Annotated in this window: 12 protein-coding genes; 4 read left to right on the top strand and 8 right to left on the bottom strand. The window is 40.0% G+C overall.

What is annotated here, in order from left to right; genetic code table 11:
• Positions 1–92 precede the first annotated feature (92 nt).
• Both galE and CWD90_RS20405 read right to left on the bottom strand, forming a co-directional pair.
• Entirely contained in the window at positions 93–1109 is a 1017-nt protein-coding gene (gene galE, locus CWD90_RS20410) for a UDP-glucose 4-epimerase GalE (protein ID WP_103477910.1), read from the bottom strand.
• 70 nt (positions 1110–1179) lie between these two features.
• Positions 1180–2334 carry a DegT/DnrJ/EryC1/StrS family aminotransferase gene (locus CWD90_RS20405; protein ID WP_103477909.1) on the bottom strand — a complete coding sequence of 385 codons (1155 nt, stop codon included), beginning with the start codon at positions 2332–2334 and terminating at the stop codon, positions 1180–1182.
• Positions 2335–2449: 115 nt separating this feature from the next.
• Here CWD90_RS20405 and CWD90_RS20400 point away from each other — a divergent pair, with 115 nt between their 5' ends.
• The 3 genes from CWD90_RS20400 to CWD90_RS20390 are packed head-to-tail and all read left to right on the top strand — an operon-like array spanning position 2450 to position 5315.
• Complete coding sequence (locus CWD90_RS20400) at positions 2450–3685, top strand: 3-deoxy-D-manno-octulosonic acid transferase (protein ID WP_103477908.1); 1236 nt, start codon at positions 2450–2452, stop codon at positions 3683–3685.
• A 16-nt stretch (positions 3686–3701) separates the two neighbouring features.
• On the top strand, positions 3702–3938 hold the full coding sequence (locus CWD90_RS20395; protein ID WP_103477907.1) for a hypothetical protein: 237 nt from the start codon (positions 3702–3704) through the stop codon (positions 3936–3938).
• Between the two features lie 60 nt (positions 3939–3998).
• Positions 3999–5315, top strand: coding sequence for a sugar porter family MFS transporter (locus CWD90_RS20390; RefSeq protein WP_103477906.1), 1317 nt, complete (start codon positions 3999–4001; stop codon positions 5313–5315).
• Positions 5316–5762: 447 nt separating this feature from the next.
• On the opposite strand, the gene CWD90_RS20385 is transcribed toward CWD90_RS20390, so the two are convergent.
• From CWD90_RS20385 to CWD90_RS20370, 3 genes are all read right to left on the bottom strand, one after another.
• Positions 5763–6047, bottom strand: a complete 285-nt coding sequence (locus CWD90_RS20385) for a hypothetical protein (protein WP_239986577.1) — start codon at positions 6045–6047, stop codon at positions 5763–5765.
• A gap of 583 nt (positions 6048–6630) precedes the next feature.
• Positions 6631–7602 (bottom strand): NAD(P)-dependent alcohol dehydrogenase, encoded by a 972-nt coding sequence (locus CWD90_RS20380; protein WP_103477905.1) that lies wholly within the window; start codon positions 7600–7602, stop codon positions 6631–6633.
• An 851-nt stretch (positions 7603–8453) separates the two neighbouring features.
• Complete coding sequence (locus CWD90_RS20370; RefSeq protein WP_103477904.1) at positions 8454–10790, bottom strand: helix-turn-helix domain-containing protein; 2337 nt, start codon at positions 10788–10790, stop codon at positions 8454–8456.
• A 217-nt stretch (positions 10791–11007) separates the two neighbouring features.
• On the opposite strand from CWD90_RS20370, the gene CWD90_RS20365 reads away from it, so the two are divergent.
• Positions 11008–13059 (top strand): alpha/beta hydrolase family protein, encoded by a 2052-nt coding sequence (locus CWD90_RS20365; RefSeq protein ID WP_157941285.1) that lies wholly within the window; start codon positions 11008–11010, stop codon positions 13057–13059.
• A gap of 201 nt (positions 13060–13260) precedes the next feature.
• Here the strand turns inward: CWD90_RS20365 and CWD90_RS20360 are convergent, their stop codons facing one another.
• The 3 genes from CWD90_RS20360 to CWD90_RS20350 all read right to left on the bottom strand — a co-directional run bounded on the left by CWD90_RS20360 (position 13261) and on the right by CWD90_RS20350 (position 17982).
• Positions 13261–14568, bottom strand: coding sequence for a Gfo/Idh/MocA family protein (locus tag CWD90_RS20360; RefSeq protein ID WP_103477902.1), 1308 nt, complete (start codon positions 14566–14568; stop codon positions 13261–13263).
• Positions 14569–14797: 229 nt separating this feature from the next.
• Positions 14798–15991 (bottom strand): Nramp family divalent metal transporter, encoded by a 1194-nt coding sequence (locus tag CWD90_RS20355; RefSeq protein ID WP_192878051.1) that lies wholly within the window; start codon positions 15989–15991, stop codon positions 14798–14800.
• Between the two features lie 401 nt (positions 15992–16392).
• Complete coding sequence (locus tag CWD90_RS20350) at positions 16393–17982, bottom strand: FMN-binding glutamate synthase family protein (RefSeq protein ID WP_103477901.1); 1590 nt, start codon at positions 17980–17982, stop codon at positions 16393–16395.
• Positions 17983–18806 lie beyond the last annotated feature (824 nt).

The following is an 18806-nucleotide window of genomic DNA, read 5'->3' as shown; positions in this document are numbered from 1 at the left end:
ATGGCTAAGCTTTAAATTGATTGGAAGCACCTATAGACCCCCATTATTAGTTGACTTGAGTGCTGCTGGGATGTGAAACAGAGTCCTGAAATTTACTTCCTGACTTTTTGTTCCCAAAGCCAGGCAGATTTCATAGCCTCATCAAGAGTAGATTCTGCTTTCCAGCCCAATACATTATTGGCCTTGGTTGTATCCGCATAGGCAGAGGTGATATCTCCTGGTCTTTTGTCTACAATTTTATAGTTTAACTTTTTTCCGGATACCTTTTCAAAGCTTTTGATAACCTCCAAAACCGTACTTCCTTTACCTGTTCCTACGTTGAAAACTTCATAATTCTCTCCGTTCTTACCATTCAACAATCTTTCTAATGCCACTACGTGTGCCTTCGCAAGATCCACTACATGAATATAATCCCTAACACATGTGCCATCATCGGTAGGATAATCCCCCCCAAAAACAGAAAGCTGCTCTCTGAGGCCAATTCCTGTCTGGGTAATAAACGGCACCAAATTCTGTGGCACACCAATAGGTAATTCCCCTATTTGGGTACTTGGATGCGCCCCCATTGGATTAAAGTATCTAAGTGCGATCGCGTTTATACCGGGTGTCACTTTACAGGTATCACGTATTATTTCTTCCCCCATTTGCTTAGTATTACCATAAGGTGATTCCGCTGCCTTTACTGGTGCACTCTCGGTAATTGGCATTTTATCCGCTTGTCCGTAAACGGTACAGGAGGAACTAAATATGAAGCTGGACTTGTTCTTTTGGGAAAGTTCTTTGAGCAAGTATACCAAAGTGCCAATATTGTTTTCGTAATACAACAATGGCTTCTCTACACTTTCACCAACAGCTTTGGAAGCTGCAAAATGAATAACACCTCCGATATCCTGATGTCTGTTAAAAAAGTCCTCTACCTTTGACCTTTCCTTAAGATCTAATTTCTCGAAAATGGGTCTCTTTCCCGTTATAGCCACAATACCCTCCAAAACCTTTTCCGTTGAATTGGACAGATCGTCAATTATAATTACTTCATGGCCATTATTCTGCAATTCTACAGTGGTATGGGAACCTATAAACCCTAAGCCTCCCGTTACGAGTATCTTCATCTATTGATTTTTATTATAAATTTGGTTTTCATATTAATCCGCATAGCGGGCAGTCCAAAGTAATCTTCAATTATTTTTCTATAAACCGAATAATGGTCTCGGTTATAAAAGTGATTTGTTCATCGTCCAGCTCGGTATGCATGGGCAAAGAAATAACTTCACTTACCAATTGATTGGTTATCGGAAAATCCTTCTCCTTATATCGCTCATCCAAATAAGCCTTTTGCCTATGCAAAGGTATTGGATAGTAGACACCGCATGGAATTTGCTTATCCCCCAAATGTTTTACTAGAGCATCACGTTGTCCGTTCAAAATTCTAAGTGTATATTGATGAAACACATGACAATCGCAAGTGTCACATATCTCCTTACAATTATTTGTCATTTGTGGAACAACAATATTCTTGTTTCCTTTAAAAGCAGTGGAATATTTTTTTGCAGCAGCTCTCCTACTGGCATTATAACTATCCAATCGTGACAACTTTGACCTTAAAACTGCTGCCTGAATAGAGTCCAATCTAGAATTCACTCCAACAACATCATGATGATAACGCTCATACATCCCATGGTTTACAACACCCCTTAGGGTATGGGCCAAATCATCATCGTTGGTGAAAATTGCACCCCCATCACCATAACAACCCAAGTTCTTGGATGGAAAAAAGGAGGTTGCCGCAACATGCCCCATGGTCCCAGCCTTCTGTTTTTTGCCATTATTGAAGGTATAATCGGCCCCAATGGCCTGGGCATTATCTTCTATAACAAATAGATTATGCTTTTCAGCAATTTCCAAAATAGCGTCCATATTAGCACATTGACCAAAAAGGTGCACGGGTACAATGGCCTTGGTTTTAGGAGTAATGGCCTTTTCCAAGGCAACCGGGTCTATATTAAAACTGTCCAGTTCCACGTCTACCAAAACTGGGGTGAGCTGCAAGAGTGCTATTACCTCTACCGTTGCGGCAAAAGTAAAATCGGCCGTTATCACCTCGTCCCCTGGCTTTAAACCAAGTCCCATCATAGCTATTTGAAGAGCATCGGTGCCATTTGCACATGGGATCACATGCTTTACCCCCAAATAGTCTTCCAACTCTTTTTGAAAGGAGTGCACCTCAGGTCCGTTAATAAATGTAGCTGTTTCCAGAACATTGGCGATGGAGGCATTTACTTCTTCCTTTATAACCTCATATTGACCATTTAGGTCAACCATTTGTATTTTCCTCATTGAATAAAACTTAGATTCCAAACATGGTTTTGAGCAAACAATATTACAAAAATAAGGATTCGCAGCCAATGGAATTTATTTAAAGAAGCGTATTTTAGCCACAAACGAAGATTCAGTGTTTGCCATATATAATTTTGCCGTACAATTATCCGCTTTGGTCCTAGAATTGATCGCACTGGTCCATCCAAAAATTAAACTTTTCGTAAAGGGGCGTAAAGAGACGCTACCTTACTTACAACAAAACATTACAAAAAATGATCAAATCATTTGGCTACACACAGCCTCTTTGGGCGAATTTGAACAAGGTCTTCCCATTATAGAACAGTTAAGAAAAGATTATCCCGCATATAAAATATTGGTCACTTTTTTCTCCCCCTCAGGCTACGAGGTTAAAAAAAATACGACTGCTGCCGATATGGTGACCTACCTACCCATGGACACCACAAAAAATGTCAAAAGATTCCTTGACCTTGTTAATCCTAAGCTAGTGATTTTTGTGAAGTATGAAATTTGGCCAAATTATCTAAGGGCCTTAAGCCAACGTAACATACCCACCATACTCATCTCCGCTCTTTTCAAGGAGAAGCAGATCTACTTCAAAACCCTTGGGGGATTTATGCGGAAAGCCCTAGGCAATTTCACCCATATTTTTGTTCAGGATTCCAAATCCATTGCCTTATTGGGTGGAATTGGCATAAAAAATACAGATATCAGCGGGGATACCAGATTTGATAGGGTTATTGAGATTCTCCAAAGGGATAATAGTTTGAATTTCATGGAAGAATTTAAAAATGAAACTCCAACTTTGGTAGCCGGAAGCACCTGGCCAGAGGACGAGGCCATAATGGTGCCATTTATAAATTCCGTTGGATCACCATTAAAATTTGTCCTTGCCCCGCATAACATAAAGTTGGAACATATCAACAAACTAAAAGCCTCCATAAATAAGAAAACGGTACTATATTCTGAAATTGAAAATAAAAATTTGGCTGATTTTGAGGTGCTTATTGTAGACACTATTGGACTATTGACCAAAATTTACAGCTATGCAGACATTTCCTATGTAGGGGGTGGTTTTGCCACTGGATTACACAATACTTTGGAACCAGCAGTGCACGGCATTCCCGTAATTATTGGACCAAACTTTAAGGGATTTAAGGAGGCCGAAGATTTGGTGGCCAAAGGAGGAATTTTGGTTGTTAAATCCAAAATAGAATTCAGTACCCTCATCAATGAACTACTTAGAAACAACAAGTATCTAATGGAAACAGGGAATATAAACAGCTCTTATGCATCTGAAAATAAGGGAGCAAGCGTCCGAATCATGACCTATATACGTACATTACTATGAACACCTATGTACGACTATGCAATATTCCCGAATTTTAACCTTGGTTGCCGTAACCTATTTTTTGCTTTCCTGTTTTTCTTGCAGGGAAGCTATTGGGGAGCAACATGGCACTACGCCAGCTGAAAGTGGGGCTCCTTCGCCAAAAAAAGAAGTTATTAAGAAACCAAGACTTGAAAAAGAGGCTCCAAAAACAAAAAATGGTCAAAAGTCCAAATCCAGGGACTCCCTTAGCCCAAAAATTGCCCTATCTTAAATAGACCATATATTTGGTTTGCTTTTTTTGTTAGCTTTACAAAAATCAACAAACCAAATTATGAATCCCAAAATTCTTCGTATTTCCCTTATTGCCGCCTTGGCCGGATTTTTATTTGGCTTCGATACAGTTGTTATTTCCGGTGCCGAAAAAAAATTACAACTATTATGGAACTCCTCGGAAGCTTTTCACGGAACGATAGTAATAGGCATGGCCTTATTTGGAACCGTCATAGGAGCGATTTTAGGTGGAATACCCACTAACAAAATTGGCCGAAAAAATACCCTAATTTGGATAGGTGTCCTTTATTCCATCTCCGCCATAGGTTCTGCTTTTGCCAATGACCCCGTTACCTTCGGAATATTTAGGTTTATTGGAGGTTTGGGCGTAGGGGCTTCAACAGTGGCAGCCCCGGCCTATATTTCCGAAATTGCTCCGGCTAAGAATCGAGGAAAATTGGTTGGGCTATACCAATTTATGCTTGTTTTTGGTATCCTAGTGGCCTTCATGTCCAATTATGCACTCAGCAATGTGGGTGAAAATGATTGGCGCTGGATGGTGGGTGTTGAAGCTTTCCCCGCTATCATTTATACCTTATTTGTGCTTACCGTCCCCAAAAGCCCAAGATGGCTTTTAACAAAAAACAGGACCGAAGAGGCCAAAAAAATACTGTATTCCATAAACCCAGATCTGTCCTTGGAAGAATTGGAAGCTGAAATAGCCTATGGAGAAGAAGTGGCTACCGCCTCCGAAAATATTTTCATGAAGAAATATCGATTCCCATTGACATTGGCTTTTCTTATCGCCTTTTTTAATCAATTCTCTGGAATCAACGCATTTCTATATTACGCTCCCAGAATATTTGAAGCTGCAGGATTAGGTGAAAGTACCGCCCTCTTAAGTAGCATAGGAATAGGCATAACCAACCTAATATTTACACTCTTGGGTATCTTTTTGATTGACAGGCTGGGTAGAAAACAATTAATGTATTATGGTTCTATTGGTTATATAATATCATTATCACTAGTAGCCGCCGCTTTTATTTTAAACTGGGAAGGTATGGCAGTCCCTATTTTTCTATTCTTATTTATTGCATCTCATGCCATAGGGCAAGGGGCTGTAATTTGGGTTTTCATTTCCGAAGTTTTTCCGAATCATTTGAGAGGCTCCGGTCAGGCCTTTGGAAGTTCTGTACATTGGGTGCTTGCCTGGCTTATACCATCCTCTATCCCTGCTCTTTTTGCATGGGTAGGCCCAGGACCTGTTTTTGGATTCTTTGCTTTTATGATGGTGCTCCAATTGATCTTCGTGATTTTTATGATGCCGGAAACCAAGGGAATTACGCTGGAAGAACTCAGTAAAAAACTGAGTAAATAAGAGAAGAAGATCGATTGATACTCAGCATTTTATCGAAAATTTTTACTGTACATCGGAATAGTATACTAATTCAAAGTCATTTAACGGATTTGACTCCCAAACACGTCATAATTTAAGGATAATTCATTAAATTGTATTAAAATCTTAATATTATGGAAGATGTTACTTTTGGCACCAGGGTGCTCAATGGATTCCTTAGCCTTATGGTCGTGGTACTGGTCGCCATACTATTAGCTGTGGTTGTCTGTTTGATTTTAGCCGCATTTGGCTTCTTTTAATTGGAAGCGACCCCCTATCTTTCAAGACCTATTCAATTCCAGTTAATATGGGAATCTAGAACACAAAAAAAAGCAACTCCTTAGGGTTGCTTTTACCAATATTACTTTCCTAGATAGTACAACTATGTTTACACGAAGAGTGCCTTGGAACTGATGTACACCGAGAATTCTATTTTCTTACCTTCTTAATACTATCAACTTCTTTTCTGAATCTCAATATCATTAAACTATCCAATTGACCTCCAATACTATCGCGCATTGAGGCCCAATTATTAGAATTCATATCGCCAGCATAGCGCATTATCTTGTTAAACCTATCTACGTTAAACCGATTTGCCTTCCATGCTGCCTTGGTACTTTCTTGATGTTTTAAGTCTTGTAAGTAAATGCCGATACCAAAGCTCATTATGACAATAACTAATACCAATAACCAACTGGTGGATGTTTTAGACATATTCCGATTTTAATTTAAACAATAAATTAGTCCATTTGGACACCACACTATATTTACGTAAAAAATAGTATCCATGGACTGTTAACCTCAAGAAACTTTCCTATGACCTAAACAATTTAGCAACAAGCTATACTATACAAACTTGGAAACTACCAACAACAATACAACAACTGCAAAGGCACCGCTAAATGTCAATACCAGGTCAATAAAATTGAATTTCTTTTTCATTACTTTATTTTTTATTGTTTTCCATAGTCATCACCATAACAAAGGAGAAGCTTCTATTCTTGATTGGGTTTTTGCTAGGTTTACATTTCAATTGATCATTGTAATAATGACACCATATTTAAACTAAAGTTAGTTTAGATCCTTGGAGTTTCAAAATATCAACGTTCAACGCCAACAAACCTTAGACAAAATGTAGAATTACCTTACATAACACTATAAATTCTGTAGTTCACTTTTTTTAAAAATGCTTTAGAAATACCATCCTAAGAACCATTAAACAAGTAGAAATTTATAAGACTGCTTCATTGGTTTGAGGTAAGCGTTCCCTGGAAAAAAAAATTGAAGATTCTTTTAGCTATAGGTTTATAACCACATTGCCTTTTTTACGGCCTGTATCCACATACCTATGTGCATCTGGAACTTCAGCCAAGGAATAACGTTGATCAATGACCACTTTCAATTGATTCTCTTCCAGAAGTCCGGTCAGAGCAGAAAGCATTGTCCGAAGTTTGGGAACAGCTATTAGGCCCGTAGCAGAAAACTTAGCCTTTTTACTTCCAAATATAGAGGTCCATAACATATAAAAAAGCAATGGAAAACCAAGTACTGGTGAGATGTATGTTCCATTTTTGGCAAGTATTTGTTTGCATTCGGAAAAGGAACTTTTGCCTACCGTATCAAATACAATATCGTAACAATTCCCCGTTTTTGTAAAGTTTATTTTTGTATAGTCTATAACGTAATCCGCCCCAAGAGATTTTACCATCTCCAAATTGGAGGAACTACAAACCCCAGTCACTTCCGCACCATTATATTTTGCCAACTGTACCGCAGCCGTACCCAAACTTCCAGAGGCACCATTTATGAGCACTTTTTGACCACTTTTCACTTTGCCCATCTCATTTAAAAAATTCCAGGAAGTCAATGGCCCATCACAGATGGTGGCAGCCTCCTCGAAGGATAGTATTTTAGGTTTTGCGATTACCAATCCATCCTCTGACATACATAAGTATTCTGCATTACTGCCCTGTCCAAATATCGATTCCCCAAAAACTTCATCCCCTACTTGGAAGTTTAGAACATTGACCCCAATAGATTCAATTACCCCAGCGAAACCGGTCCCAGCTATAGGATACTTAGGCTTAGTTAGACCCATAAAAAGTCTACCGTACCACGGACTTCCTTCTCGCATCATGGTATCCGCGGTGGTTACACTTGCTGTTTTTACCTTTATTAAAATTTCATTTTCCCAAGGTTGGGGTTTTGTTATTTCCTTAATTTTCAGAACATTGGGAGCACCATACTTGGTAATTATTATTGCTTTCATATTTTTTTTGAGACAAATGTATACAGTGCAAATAAGTCAATCGTTCTAATTTCAAAATCGGAACAAAGTCACAGAAGTTTTTTATCGGTTCTGTATTGGAAATCCGTTTAACTTAAAGGCTAATGGCAGTGACCTTAATTTTTAATTCCATGTGCAAAATCCGGTTGGGTTTTCCTGAAGAATCCCGTTCCAGACGACCAACAGTTATAAAACCGCACTGCTTATAAAATTGAACAGCCTAATCGTTCTCTTCATTTACATTCACCTTATTTACATTAAATCCATTTATGGAATAAGTTATTAAACCTGTACCTATTCCCTTCCCTTGTTATGTAGGATGTATAAATAGCATTTCCAGATGTTGACCTGCCACTCCCATAAAACCGATTATTTCCTCAACCTTATTTCTAATACACCTTAATTGGACGGCATTTAAATACTTGTTCAATATTAGTGGTTTAAAGAATTTTATATCTACTCCCTTAAAAAGTGGTGTGTTGCTCTGATCGAGGTCTCCCAAACCTTTACCTCATGAGGGTATACGGCCTTGGAGATTGTATCTATACTTTATATTATATATATTAATCTTGGTGAGACCCCAAAAATAGTATTTTCGAAAAATTTTCGAGCAATTCTAAATCGTCATGGGATTAGGTTGTTATTAAGATGGTAATCAAAATTGCTATCTTAATTGAAATCTGAATGATAAAGCGTATGGCCATTTTTAAAAGAAATTACATTAGTTATATTTCTGTGATAAAACCCAAATATTCTTTCAGCGAATATGATTTTATTTACAACAAAGATGTTAGAAATGGCAATACCGGTCGTTCGGGTTTGGAAATCGGAACTTATTTAGCAATCGTTTTCTTCCAATATGCTCTTGGAGTTATGGCCATTGTCTTTTTAAAATAGGTATTGAATACGGTCTTGGAGTTAAAACCACTGTCGTAAGCCAAAGCTAGAATGGTGAGGTGTTTTTGAGAGGGATCGGCGACTTTAGCCTTAAAGGTTTCCAAACGATAGGTATTAACAAAGTCGGAAAAGTTCTTCCCATATCCCTCATTGAGAAGCTGGGATAAATGATTGGAAGGAATTTGTATCCTTTCCGCCAAAGCCCGAATTGTGAGGTTAGAATCCAAGTATGGCTGTTCTTCCAACATCAACCGATCCAATTGACGCTTATATTTCTTGAGTAGCGCATTATTGAATAATGATTTTTGGTACTTTCTTTTAGAGGATTCGAATTGACTATCCTCTCCCAAAACCTCCCTCCTGAGTTTCTGAAAACTGCGCATACCGTACATCGGCTTGAGTATTGGCTCCACAAATAAATAAAGCATCATTGGTAATCTGTGAGCAACCCCTTGTTCTATTAATTTAATGGTTTCTTGGGTCTTCCCCAAAAGGGCATTACATAGAATCAGTAAGTTCAATGCCCTACCCATTAGATCGGTTTCCAAGGCAGCTTCCAACTTAACAATTCCATTTTCTACTTGCTCTTTCTTTCCCAAAACCGCATAAGCCATGGTTGTACCTCCCAACCTCATCACATCTTCGGTTTCATCCCGTGGTAATTTCTCAAAAAACGCCAATCCCTCTTCGCCTTTTCCCAATAACAAAAGTGCCTGTCCCCAATATAAGGTTGACACTTTAAAATCAGGTTTGAGTACTACCGCCTTTTCGAAAGAGACGATAGCAGATTCATATTTCTCCTCACAGTAATCAATAAAACCCTTTAAATGATAATTTATTGAGGAAAATGGATCTAACTGTAGGGCTGTTTCAATATATATTCGTGACGCGGCAAATCTACCTTCGGCTACCAAGGTGGATGCCATGCTTGGATAATACTCAACGATGGGACCCGCTTCATATACTTTACCTAAATGCCGATAGGTTCCTGGGAGATCCCATTTTTGAATGAGGCATGCATAAGACAAATGCAATTGACACTCGGGCAAGTTTTCATTTAATTCCATGGCCTTATCCAAAAAGGGCTGTCCTTTTGCAAAGGCTTCCTCTAAAGGGACCAACCCTATTGTTCCTAAAAGGGTATATCCCAAATGCATCCCTAAATGGGCCAATGCGAAATGGGGCCAACTCTCAAGGATTTTTTCTAAAATAGAAATCCCTCTTTCAATATCTGACTTCCCCATTTTTAGAATATGATATCTACTCTTTAAATAGCGTTGGTATACATCAACCGGTATTTCTAGATCTTGCACCAATTGGTCTTCAATATTAAAGTGACCTATATGTTCCCGCAACCTTTCGGCAATAAGAACACTGATTTCATCTTGGACGGCAAAGACGTCTTCCAAGGACCGATCAAAAGTCTCGGACCAAAAATGAAAATCGTCCTTTACATCGATCAGCTGAGCAGTTATACGCATTTTATTTCCGGATAAACGCACACTCCCTTCCAAAATAGTAGATACATTAAGTTCCTGGCCAATCTGTACAATAGGAAGGTTAATATTTTTAAAGTGAAAAGAAGACGTTCTCGAGGTTACTTTTAATCCCTTAATTTTTGCAAGGGCGTTAATAATTTCCTCGGTCATTCCGTCACTAAAATATTCGTTATCCGGATTGGGGCTCATATTCACAAATGGAAGTACAGCAATTGATTTTGTATCCTTTTGGGGAATAGCCTTAAGTTCGAAACTTTCGGGAATTTTAATTCCTTGGTTGATTACTGCAAAGACTTCAACCGGTTTTGAGATATTTTTTAATTCAACCTTCCCAAGGGACTCCGTTAATACATGTGGATGATTTTTGAGTTCATCGTTCAGGTTACCGGAAAGGAGTATTGAACCTGCAACTCCCAAGCTCTCGATTCGTGAAGCTAAATTTACCCCATCTCCATAAACTTCCGTTCCATCAAAAACAATATCTCCTAAATGCAGCCCTATTCTCAGTGGTACAGGGTTTTCCATCTGCAATGCCAATTGAATGTCTATGGCACATTCCACAGCCTCTAAACCACTTGCAAAAACACTCAGTGTGCCATCGCCGTAATATTGAAGAATGTCTCCATTATGATGTTCATGATTTAATTCAAACTCATGTCGATGGCGTTTCCGCATTACCACCGCGGCATTCTCATCCCTTTGCATTAAAGCGGTATAACCAACTATGTCCGTAAACATTATAGCGGCGATACGGCGATTTTTTTTGTTAGGCATTGAATAAGAAGTGATTGGTGGTTTCTACTTATGTACGGCACTAGCCCAAAAATACAATAATTTGTAAAAACGATTTTCAGTGTAGTTTTAAAAAAGATATTAACTTTAGTTTTCCAAGGATTTATTTTTTTATAGATGTTACTGCTGTTATCTCCCAAAACAAGAAAAAACCTTTCACGAATAACCCGTTAAGATAAAATAGTAAAAACACAAGTCAATGAAAAAGCAAAATATCTTAATCCTCCTTTCAGCATTTTGGTCAATGTTAACATTCCCTCAGTCTTTTGTAAACATGGTCGAGGCGGACTTTGACCAACCAAATAACATTCGTCAATATCTGTGCAAGGTGGCCAGCGATATTACCCGAAACTCATTAAATGATATTAAAAATTTGGAGGACTGGGAGGCTGTTCGTGAGGAACAGCACCAACAATTTCTAGAGATGTTGGGGCTACAGGGAAAGCCCTTTCACGGAAAAAGGTCTCCCTTAAATGTGACCAAAACAGGAAGCATTCAAAAAAAGGGATACCGGATCGAAAAGCTTTACTACGAATCTTTACCCGGTCTATATGTACCCGCCAACCTCTATATTCCCAATGGAATCAAAAAACCGGTGCCCGCCATTTTGTATGTTAGTGGCCATGCCCATTCCCAAAAATACAACTATCAAGCACATGCCAAGAATTTCGCCGAAAACGGCTTTGTGTGCATGATTATCGAAACCATTCAAAGAGGAGAAGTAGAAGGTGAACATTTAGGTCAGGAATCAAACGGATGGTTCCATTGGTACAGTAGAGGCTACAATCCTGCCGGGGTGGAAGTATGGAACGGCATTCGGGGTTTAGATCTATTGTCCGCAATGCCAGAAGTAGATCAAAATAATCTGGGCGTAACCGGCATTTCTGGAGGCGGCTCCCAAAGCTGGTATCTGCCGGCTGCCGATCCGAGAATAAAAGCTGCTGCAGCCGTGGCAGGTGCAAGTTCGCTGGAAGGCCAAATAGCTCAAAAAACCATCGATGACCATTGCGACTGTATGATGCCGACCAACACCTATGGCATCGACTTCTCCGACATTGGAGCATTGATCGCGCCAAGGCCATTTATGATTGCACAACCAGATCGTGACCTATACTATTCCATCGAGGCCGTCCATTCGATTTACCACAAGATAAAACCAATTTATTCCTTCTATGGAAAACCAGAAAATTTAATTATGAAAGATGCTACTGGAGGGCATAGTTATGGATCGAAGGAAGAACTCCGCCCAGAAATTTTATCATTCTTTATAAAAGAATTAAAAGGCAAGAAGGTAAAACCTGAAGCCCTTACTAATATTGACATCACCAAGGAACTGTCAGAGCAAGAGTTAAAAGTCTATATAAATGGTGTACCAAATGACGATAGAACGAAATCTATTCAGGATTCGTTCGTAGCCTTGGCCACAGCGCCAGAAATTAAAACGGTAGAACAACTGGATTCCTATAGAAACGAGGTAAAGGCTTTTTTGAAAGAAAAAACGTTTGGTGCATTTCCCGATGCACCCCGACCGTTGGATATGCGATTAGATTTTAGGTCTTCGAGTAAGTCAGGAGATGAACGAAAGGATTACAGTTTTGTTTCCGAGAAAGGATGGCGCTTGAAGGTTTCCCTTCATACAGGGCAACCCACAAATACCGCCAAACCCCTTGTGCTCGTATTGAAAAATCCCAATGAAGAACGCTATGCATCGGCAGGATTGGCCGGAGGTCTGGGCGAACAAATGACTGTAGCCTATTTTGAGGCCCGGGGCATCGGCGACACTGGCTGGTCCGCATCACAGCAATGGCATATACGGAGGGCAGCAGCTTGGACCGGAAGAACCATCGCCTCCATGCGTGTCTATGACGTGCTTCGTTGTTTGGAAGCCTTGCGAAGCATCCCTGGCTTGGATGCCCACAACATTAGCATTCTGGCACAGGGTGAAATGGCAGCAATTGCCGCTTACGCCGCTTTGTTTGATGGTCATGTAAAATCACTTTTGCTTAAAGATCCCCCGGCCACCCAGAACGTGCCCAGCGATCCAACGGGGAAGGGAGAAGCCATAGAAATGCTTAATTGTTTAAGGGTGACGGATCTGCCGCAAGTGGTAGGTTTGCATTATCCCGATGAAATCGTTGTTATCGGCAATGAGCCCAAAACATATGAGTGGACCCAAGACCTTTATGATAATTTAGATAGGCCTGATGGCTACAAAAAAGTTCAAAAAGTATCCCAATGGCCGGATGATTAATTTTAAGGAATGCTTTCCGCTTACATTTCAAAAAAAATGAATCCAATATATAAGTAATGGCTTTAATGATTCGACCATTAGGATTAACGCATATGATACTATATCCCAGACGCTTTTTAATTAGATGCTTCAATATGATGTTTAATAGCTGATTAGGGATTATTGCTATCTTTAGTACTACAGTGAACAAATCCTATGATTCTACAGCACCCTCACGCCCGGCTTTGGTATGGCGTAATTACCATCTTCCAAGGGCTCATTGCCCATTTTCATTTCCCATGACATTGAATCTGGGACAATACTCAGATCGGAAGCCTTGGCCTTATCCAATTCAATAATCTGGCCGGACTCGATCGCCATACGTCCCATAATCGTGGTCATACTACTTTCTGCCCCGAATTCAACGTTGTTCACATAGGGCTTGGATCCCAATATTGCGCCGATAAACACATCTTGTTCAATCTGCGAAGATGAAGGGTCGTCCCTATCACGGTATCGCCAAAGTGCATTGCCCTGATTGTCGAGAAACTGATAACGCTCATCGGCTCTAGCTTTGGTACCTTGAACGTTGAACCCCATTCGGTTGGCGCAATTGTCCATTTGGCGACATTGTACGTGCAATTTCGAGCCGTCCGCATACTCGAACTCCACATAATGATGATCAAATATTTCCCCATGATCTGGACCTTCCAACATTGCCCTACCACCCATTCCGCTTGCTTTTATGGGGTAACCTTGTTTTATCCAGTTGATGACATCGATCTGGTGTATGGCCTGCCCTGCCAGCTGTCCACCCCAAAGCCAATTAAAATAATGCCAGTTACTAATTTGGTATTCTAGTTCTGTCTGGCCTTCTTTTCGTGGATGTACGGTGGCTTTGCCCACATTATAATACACATCGGCAGAAAGCAATTCACCGATTTCCCCTGAATGTATTTTCGTTACCATTTCATTCATGGCAATTTCGTACCGGAATTGCAGACCTACAACAACGTTCAGTTTTTTCTCGGCCGCCTTTTTTCCGGTTTCGATTACTTTACGATAGCCCGGGCCATCTACGGCCAAAGGTTTTTCCAAAAACACATGTTTTCCAGCGTCTATAGCATGTTGAAAATGTTGGGGACGAAATCCTGGAGGGGTGGCCAAGATGACCGCGTCGCACTCCGCAATAACCTTCTCAAAAGCATCCAACCCCAAAAATTGTCGTTCTTTCGGTACAGCTACCTGATCGGAAAATTTGGCGGATACCTGCTGAAGGCTATTATCGAGCTCATGCCTGAAAACATCGCCCATAGCGACTAGCTGCACCGATTTTGAAGCCATCAAAGCTTGAAAAATAGCTCCGGTTCCGCGACCGCCGCAACCTACCAATCCCAATTTAATTATCTCCTGCCCCAGTACGTTGGCACTTGAAAATATCGGTAAGTGGCTAAAGACCATACCGGCTGCTAGCGTCTTGGCCGTGGTCTTTACGAAAGTTCTTCTGTCTGCTTTATTTAGTTCTTTCATAATCGCTATTTTTATTTTGGTTCTAAATCTTTCATTTTTATGAGTTCATTTTAGAGCAATAAAATTTGGAAATCGCCCTTTCATTTTTGAAAATGGGTGGGTTTGCTGATTTCCTTTCCACCGGATTTTACCCATTCTACTGTCATCACGATCATTTCGTTTAGGAAAACAAATAGCTTTCCGAAGGTTTCGATAATTTAAGCTCAAGTTCTTCTACAGTTTGCATATGCTATTTAACAAAAAGGTTATACCCATTGGCTAAGGCCAAAAATAATAAGATCAACCAACCTAAGATCATCAAAACCTTTAGCCCATTGCTCAATTCCATTTCCTTTTTTGCCGATTTTCCAAAGGCAATTAAAAGCAACAGCAGCCCGATCAAGGGTGACACTATTACGGTAAGGCCTTGTGCCAAAACAATCAGTTCAATAGGCAAATTGCCGAAAACTATCGCGACCATAGCACCGATTACAATGACCAACATAACCATAGCACGTACTTTTATCGATGCGAGTTTCATCCCAAACCCCAACGCATCTGATATCAAAACCCCACCCAAGGTGGCATTACCCAATAAGGAAGAAAAAGAGGCTGCAAAAAGCCCCAGCATAAAGGCATTAGAAGCATAAGATCCGAAAATCGGCTCCAATGCCATTCCCATTTCAGTGGCGCTATTCACCGCTATACCCTTGGGAAATAAAACTGATGCACCGACCAAGAGTACGGTCGAGGTAATTACTCCCAAAATAACAATCCCTGTAATACCTTCCCGTTCGTGAGATCTTGATTTGGCTTTTGTCCATCCTTTTTCCTGCACAAGATAGGCCTGGTAAAAAGCACCGGCAATAGAAAAACTCGATGCCACCAACGCTAAAGCGAGCATTTCGGAACCTGTCGGAATTCCAAAAGTAAATTGTTTTCCCAATCTTGAAAGATCTGGATTAGAAATAATCAAGGTAAGTACAAAGGATACCAACATTAAAATGACCATACCGATCATAACTTTTTCAAGAATCCTAAAAAAGGTCTTAAAAAACAGCAAGAAAATGGCAATGGCCGATATTCCAATAATCCATGGGGTTGGTGACATGGACAAGGTCTCACTAAAGACCATTCCCGCACCTATGGAATTTCCAGCTTGGAACGATGCTGCTACTAAAAAGAGCCCGACCCCAACCACAATTGCAACCCAACTACTGTATCTGAGGCGAATCTGTTGGAGCAATGAAATCTCAGATGTAATGCCTATTCTTGTGGAAACCACTGTAAACGCACCCATGAACAAAACGCACAACGGCACTATCCACAAGAGTTGATATTCGTAGTTCGCCCCAATCCTAGATGCAACAGCCAAACTACCAGGACCCAAAACCATGGCTGCCGTAATAAAGCCAGGACCGATAAGCTCAAAAATTTTTTTCATTTTTTAAAAGGAAATAGAATTTTATTAGTTCAATATATTCTAGCAGAACTCTAGGCATTTTATCACTTCCTGCACAAGCTTAGCGCCTTCCGAAAAATCCTAATTGCATGTCATCTTAAATGGAAAGTTAAATTTTTTATTCCGCATAATCTTAATATTTCCTCCAAAGTGTTAGCTACCAGGCTACAAGGCATGAAATCATGACCATTTTCAGGAGATTTCCAAGGTTACATCCGTTAGGATGTGATTAAAAGTTGCTCGATAATTTACCTTAGTGGTAATCGTAGATTGGCTGAATAATTTATATAATAATATCAATAACCTATAACACAATTAGAAATTTTAAACGGCTAATCAGTTTTTGAGCTGTTGGTATTACGTTAGGGAACTGACAACAGATACTATTTCATTATCCTCGTCAACTGAAAATATCTTTTATAGGTTTCGGGAATGTCCGCAATATCCAATAGACAACCTTCCTTCATATAAGGATAAATTTCATCATAGGTCTTTACAATATACATGCCCACCCTCTTGCTTATATGTTCGCGTCTTAAATCTTGAGGGCCATCGAGGCCTGCTGCTGCAATCAATTCCAAAAAACTATGGATAGTCGCTTCGTGGTAATTTTTCGCCCTTGGCGCCTTGTCGTCTACTACCAACCCTTTAACAAGCGATCTATTCTGTGTGGCAACCCCAGTAGGGCAAGTATTCATATTACATTGCAGGGCTTGGATGCACCCTATGGACAACATCATGGCACGGGCACTGTTGCAACCATCGGCTCCCAGTGCCATCGCCCTTGCCATATGAAATCCGGTTATGATCTTTCCTGCAACGATTACCTTTATATCATTTTTCAATCCGAAACCTACCAAGGTATCGTGCACAAAAATCAACCCTTCGCGCAAGGGCATGCCCATCGTATTCGAAAATTCGACCGGAGCGGCACCAGTGCCGCCTTCTCCACCATCCACGGTAATAAAATCTGGAGTTATGCCTGTATAAATCATGGCCTCACAGAAATCCATAAATTCCTGTTTCCTACCAATGCACAATTTGAACCCGATAGGTTTTCCATCGGATAGGTCGCGCAGTTTTTTAATAAAATACATGAATTGAATGGGGTCTGCAAAAGCGGAATGCGATGGAGGGGAATGAACTGCAATACCTGGTTTTATATGCCTGATCTTTGCTATTTCCTCCGTATTCTTTATGGCTGGCAAAATTCCCCCGTGACCGGGCTTTGCCCCTTGTGACAGTTTTATTTCAATCATTTTAACCGAAGGTCGTAAAGCATTTTCACGAAACGTTCTTTCATTAAAAGTGCCATCACCGTTTCTACAGCCGAAATAGCCTGTACCAATTTGCCAGATTAGGTCTCCGCCATATTTCAGATGATGATCGCTGATACCACCCTCACCCGTATTATGGGCGAAATTCCCCATTTTAGCACCCTTGTTTAAGGCCATAATGGCATTGTTGCTCAAAGAACCGAAACTCATTGCCGAAATATTCAAAAGGCTTGAAGAATAGGGTTGTTTACAATCCTTACCTCCTATTAGTAACCTGGGAAACTCCCCTATATTCTTTGGATTATTCTTTGCATACATGGAGTGTTCCATCCATTCATATCCTGAGTGATATAGATCCATCTGCGTACCAAAAGGTTCGGTATCCGTCTCCCCTTTCGCCCTTCGGTAGATTACCGACCTTAAAATACGGTTCAAGGGCCGTCCCTCAGTATCCGTCTCCACAAAATATTGCATTATCTCTGGCCGTATGGATTCCAAAACATACCGAAACCGACCGATCAAAGGAAAGTTACGCCTTATGGTATGGCGTTTTTGAAGGATATCAAAGACACCCATCAGAAGCAATGGCCCCACCAATATGAAACTCCATAAAATTGGAAGCCAGAAAAAAGAAATGCAGATAATGGCAATGACAACTACAGTTGAAATAAGAATAAAACGTTCACGGACTTTCATAAGAAGGCATGTTAGGTTAACAACAAAAATAAGAAACAGAATTGTATTGCTGCAGTCTAATATACATGGTTAATTAATAAGAAGTTTAAAATCAACCTAGCGTTTTTTGGGCCATGCAAAAAAATGAACAGAAAACGAACTTTGAGATAATTTAATCTAACTTATTCCAATGTACACACAACTTTTAAGATTGATCCGTCGAAATGCTCAGGATAAACTCCGAGACTTCCCGCCCATGGCGGGACAGGCTTCTCGTCTCTCCTTTTACAAAATTATCGCCCACAAAAAAAGCCCCTCATTTCTGAAGAGCTTTTTACTCAGTACAGGCCCTTCGGCTGCGCTCAGGATAAACTCCGAGACTTCCCGCCCATAGCGGGACAGGCTTCTCGTCTCTCCTTTTACAAAATTATCGCTCACAAAAAAAGCTCCTCATTTCTGAAGAGCTTTTTACTCAGTACAGGCGGAGAGACTCGAACTCTCACACCTTGCGGCACTAGATCCTAAGTCTTTTCTAATTTGTATCTATAAATACTAAAATACCTTATTATCAATTACTTACAAAATTTCATAAATCAAATAATACCATAAAAAGCCATATAAAACCACCATTTGTTTTAACATTGTTTTACCAATTTTTGTATCTTTATAAAAAGAACAAATGGCAACGATCAAAGCATTACTTTGGAAAAAAGAGAATAATGGATATTCTATAGATACTGACCCCCCATTCTAGTGATGTTGACCCCTCTTGCTATTTTGGTTTACAAAAGATAAGACATGACAATATTACAGTTTTTTTCTAAGACTATTTCCTTTGAGTTCAA

The sequence above is a fragment of the Arenibacter catalasegens genome (genome assembly GCF_002909235.1).
GTDB classification, from domain to species: domain Bacteria; phylum Bacteroidota; class Bacteroidia; order Flavobacteriales; family Flavobacteriaceae; genus Arenibacter; species Arenibacter catalasegens.
The sequence above is the reverse complement of the archived record's forward strand: the minus strand, read 5'-3'. Positions and strand labels throughout refer to the sequence as shown.

Bases quoted from the DNA above. Each gene is read 5' to 3' on its own strand.
- CWD90_RS20365 (WP_157941285.1), top strand. From the start codon at position 11,008: ATGAAAAAGCAAAATATCTTAATCCTCCTTTCAGCATTTTGGTCAATG.
- CWD90_RS20390 (WP_103477906.1), top strand. From the start codon at position 3,999: ATGAATCCCAAAATTCTTCGTATTTCCCTTATTGCCGCCTTGGCCGGA.
- CWD90_RS20350 (WP_103477901.1), bottom strand. From the start codon at position 17,982: ATGAAAGTCCGTGAACGTTTTATTCTTATTTCAACTGTAGTTGTCATT.
- CWD90_RS20405 (WP_103477909.1), bottom strand. From the start codon at position 2,334: ATGAGGAAAATACAAATGGTTGACCTAAATGGTCAATATGAGGTTATA.
- CWD90_RS20360 (WP_103477902.1), bottom strand. From the start codon at position 14,568: ATGAAAGAACTAAATAAAGCAGACAGAAGAACTTTCGTAAAGACCACG.
- CWD90_RS20380 (WP_103477905.1), bottom strand. From the start codon at position 7,602: ATGAAAGCAATAATAATTACCAAGTATGGTGCTCCCAATGTTCTGAAA.
- CWD90_RS20395 (WP_103477907.1), top strand. From the start codon at position 3,702: ATGCAATATTCCCGAATTTTAACCTTGGTTGCCGTAACCTATTTTTTG.
- CWD90_RS20385 (WP_239986577.1), bottom strand. From the start codon at position 6,047: ATGTCTAAAACATCCACCAGTTGGTTATTGGTATTAGTTATTGTCATA.
- CWD90_RS20370 (WP_103477904.1), bottom strand. From the start codon at position 10,790: ATGCCTAACAAAAAAAATCGCCGTATCGCCGCTATAATGTTTACGGAC.
- CWD90_RS20355 (WP_192878051.1), bottom strand. From the start codon at position 15,991: ATGAAAAAAATTTTTGAGCTTATCGGTCCTGGCTTTATTACGGCAGCC.
- galE (WP_103477910.1), bottom strand. From the start codon at position 1,109: ATGAAGATACTCGTAACGGGAGGCTTAGGGTTTATAGGTTCCCATACC.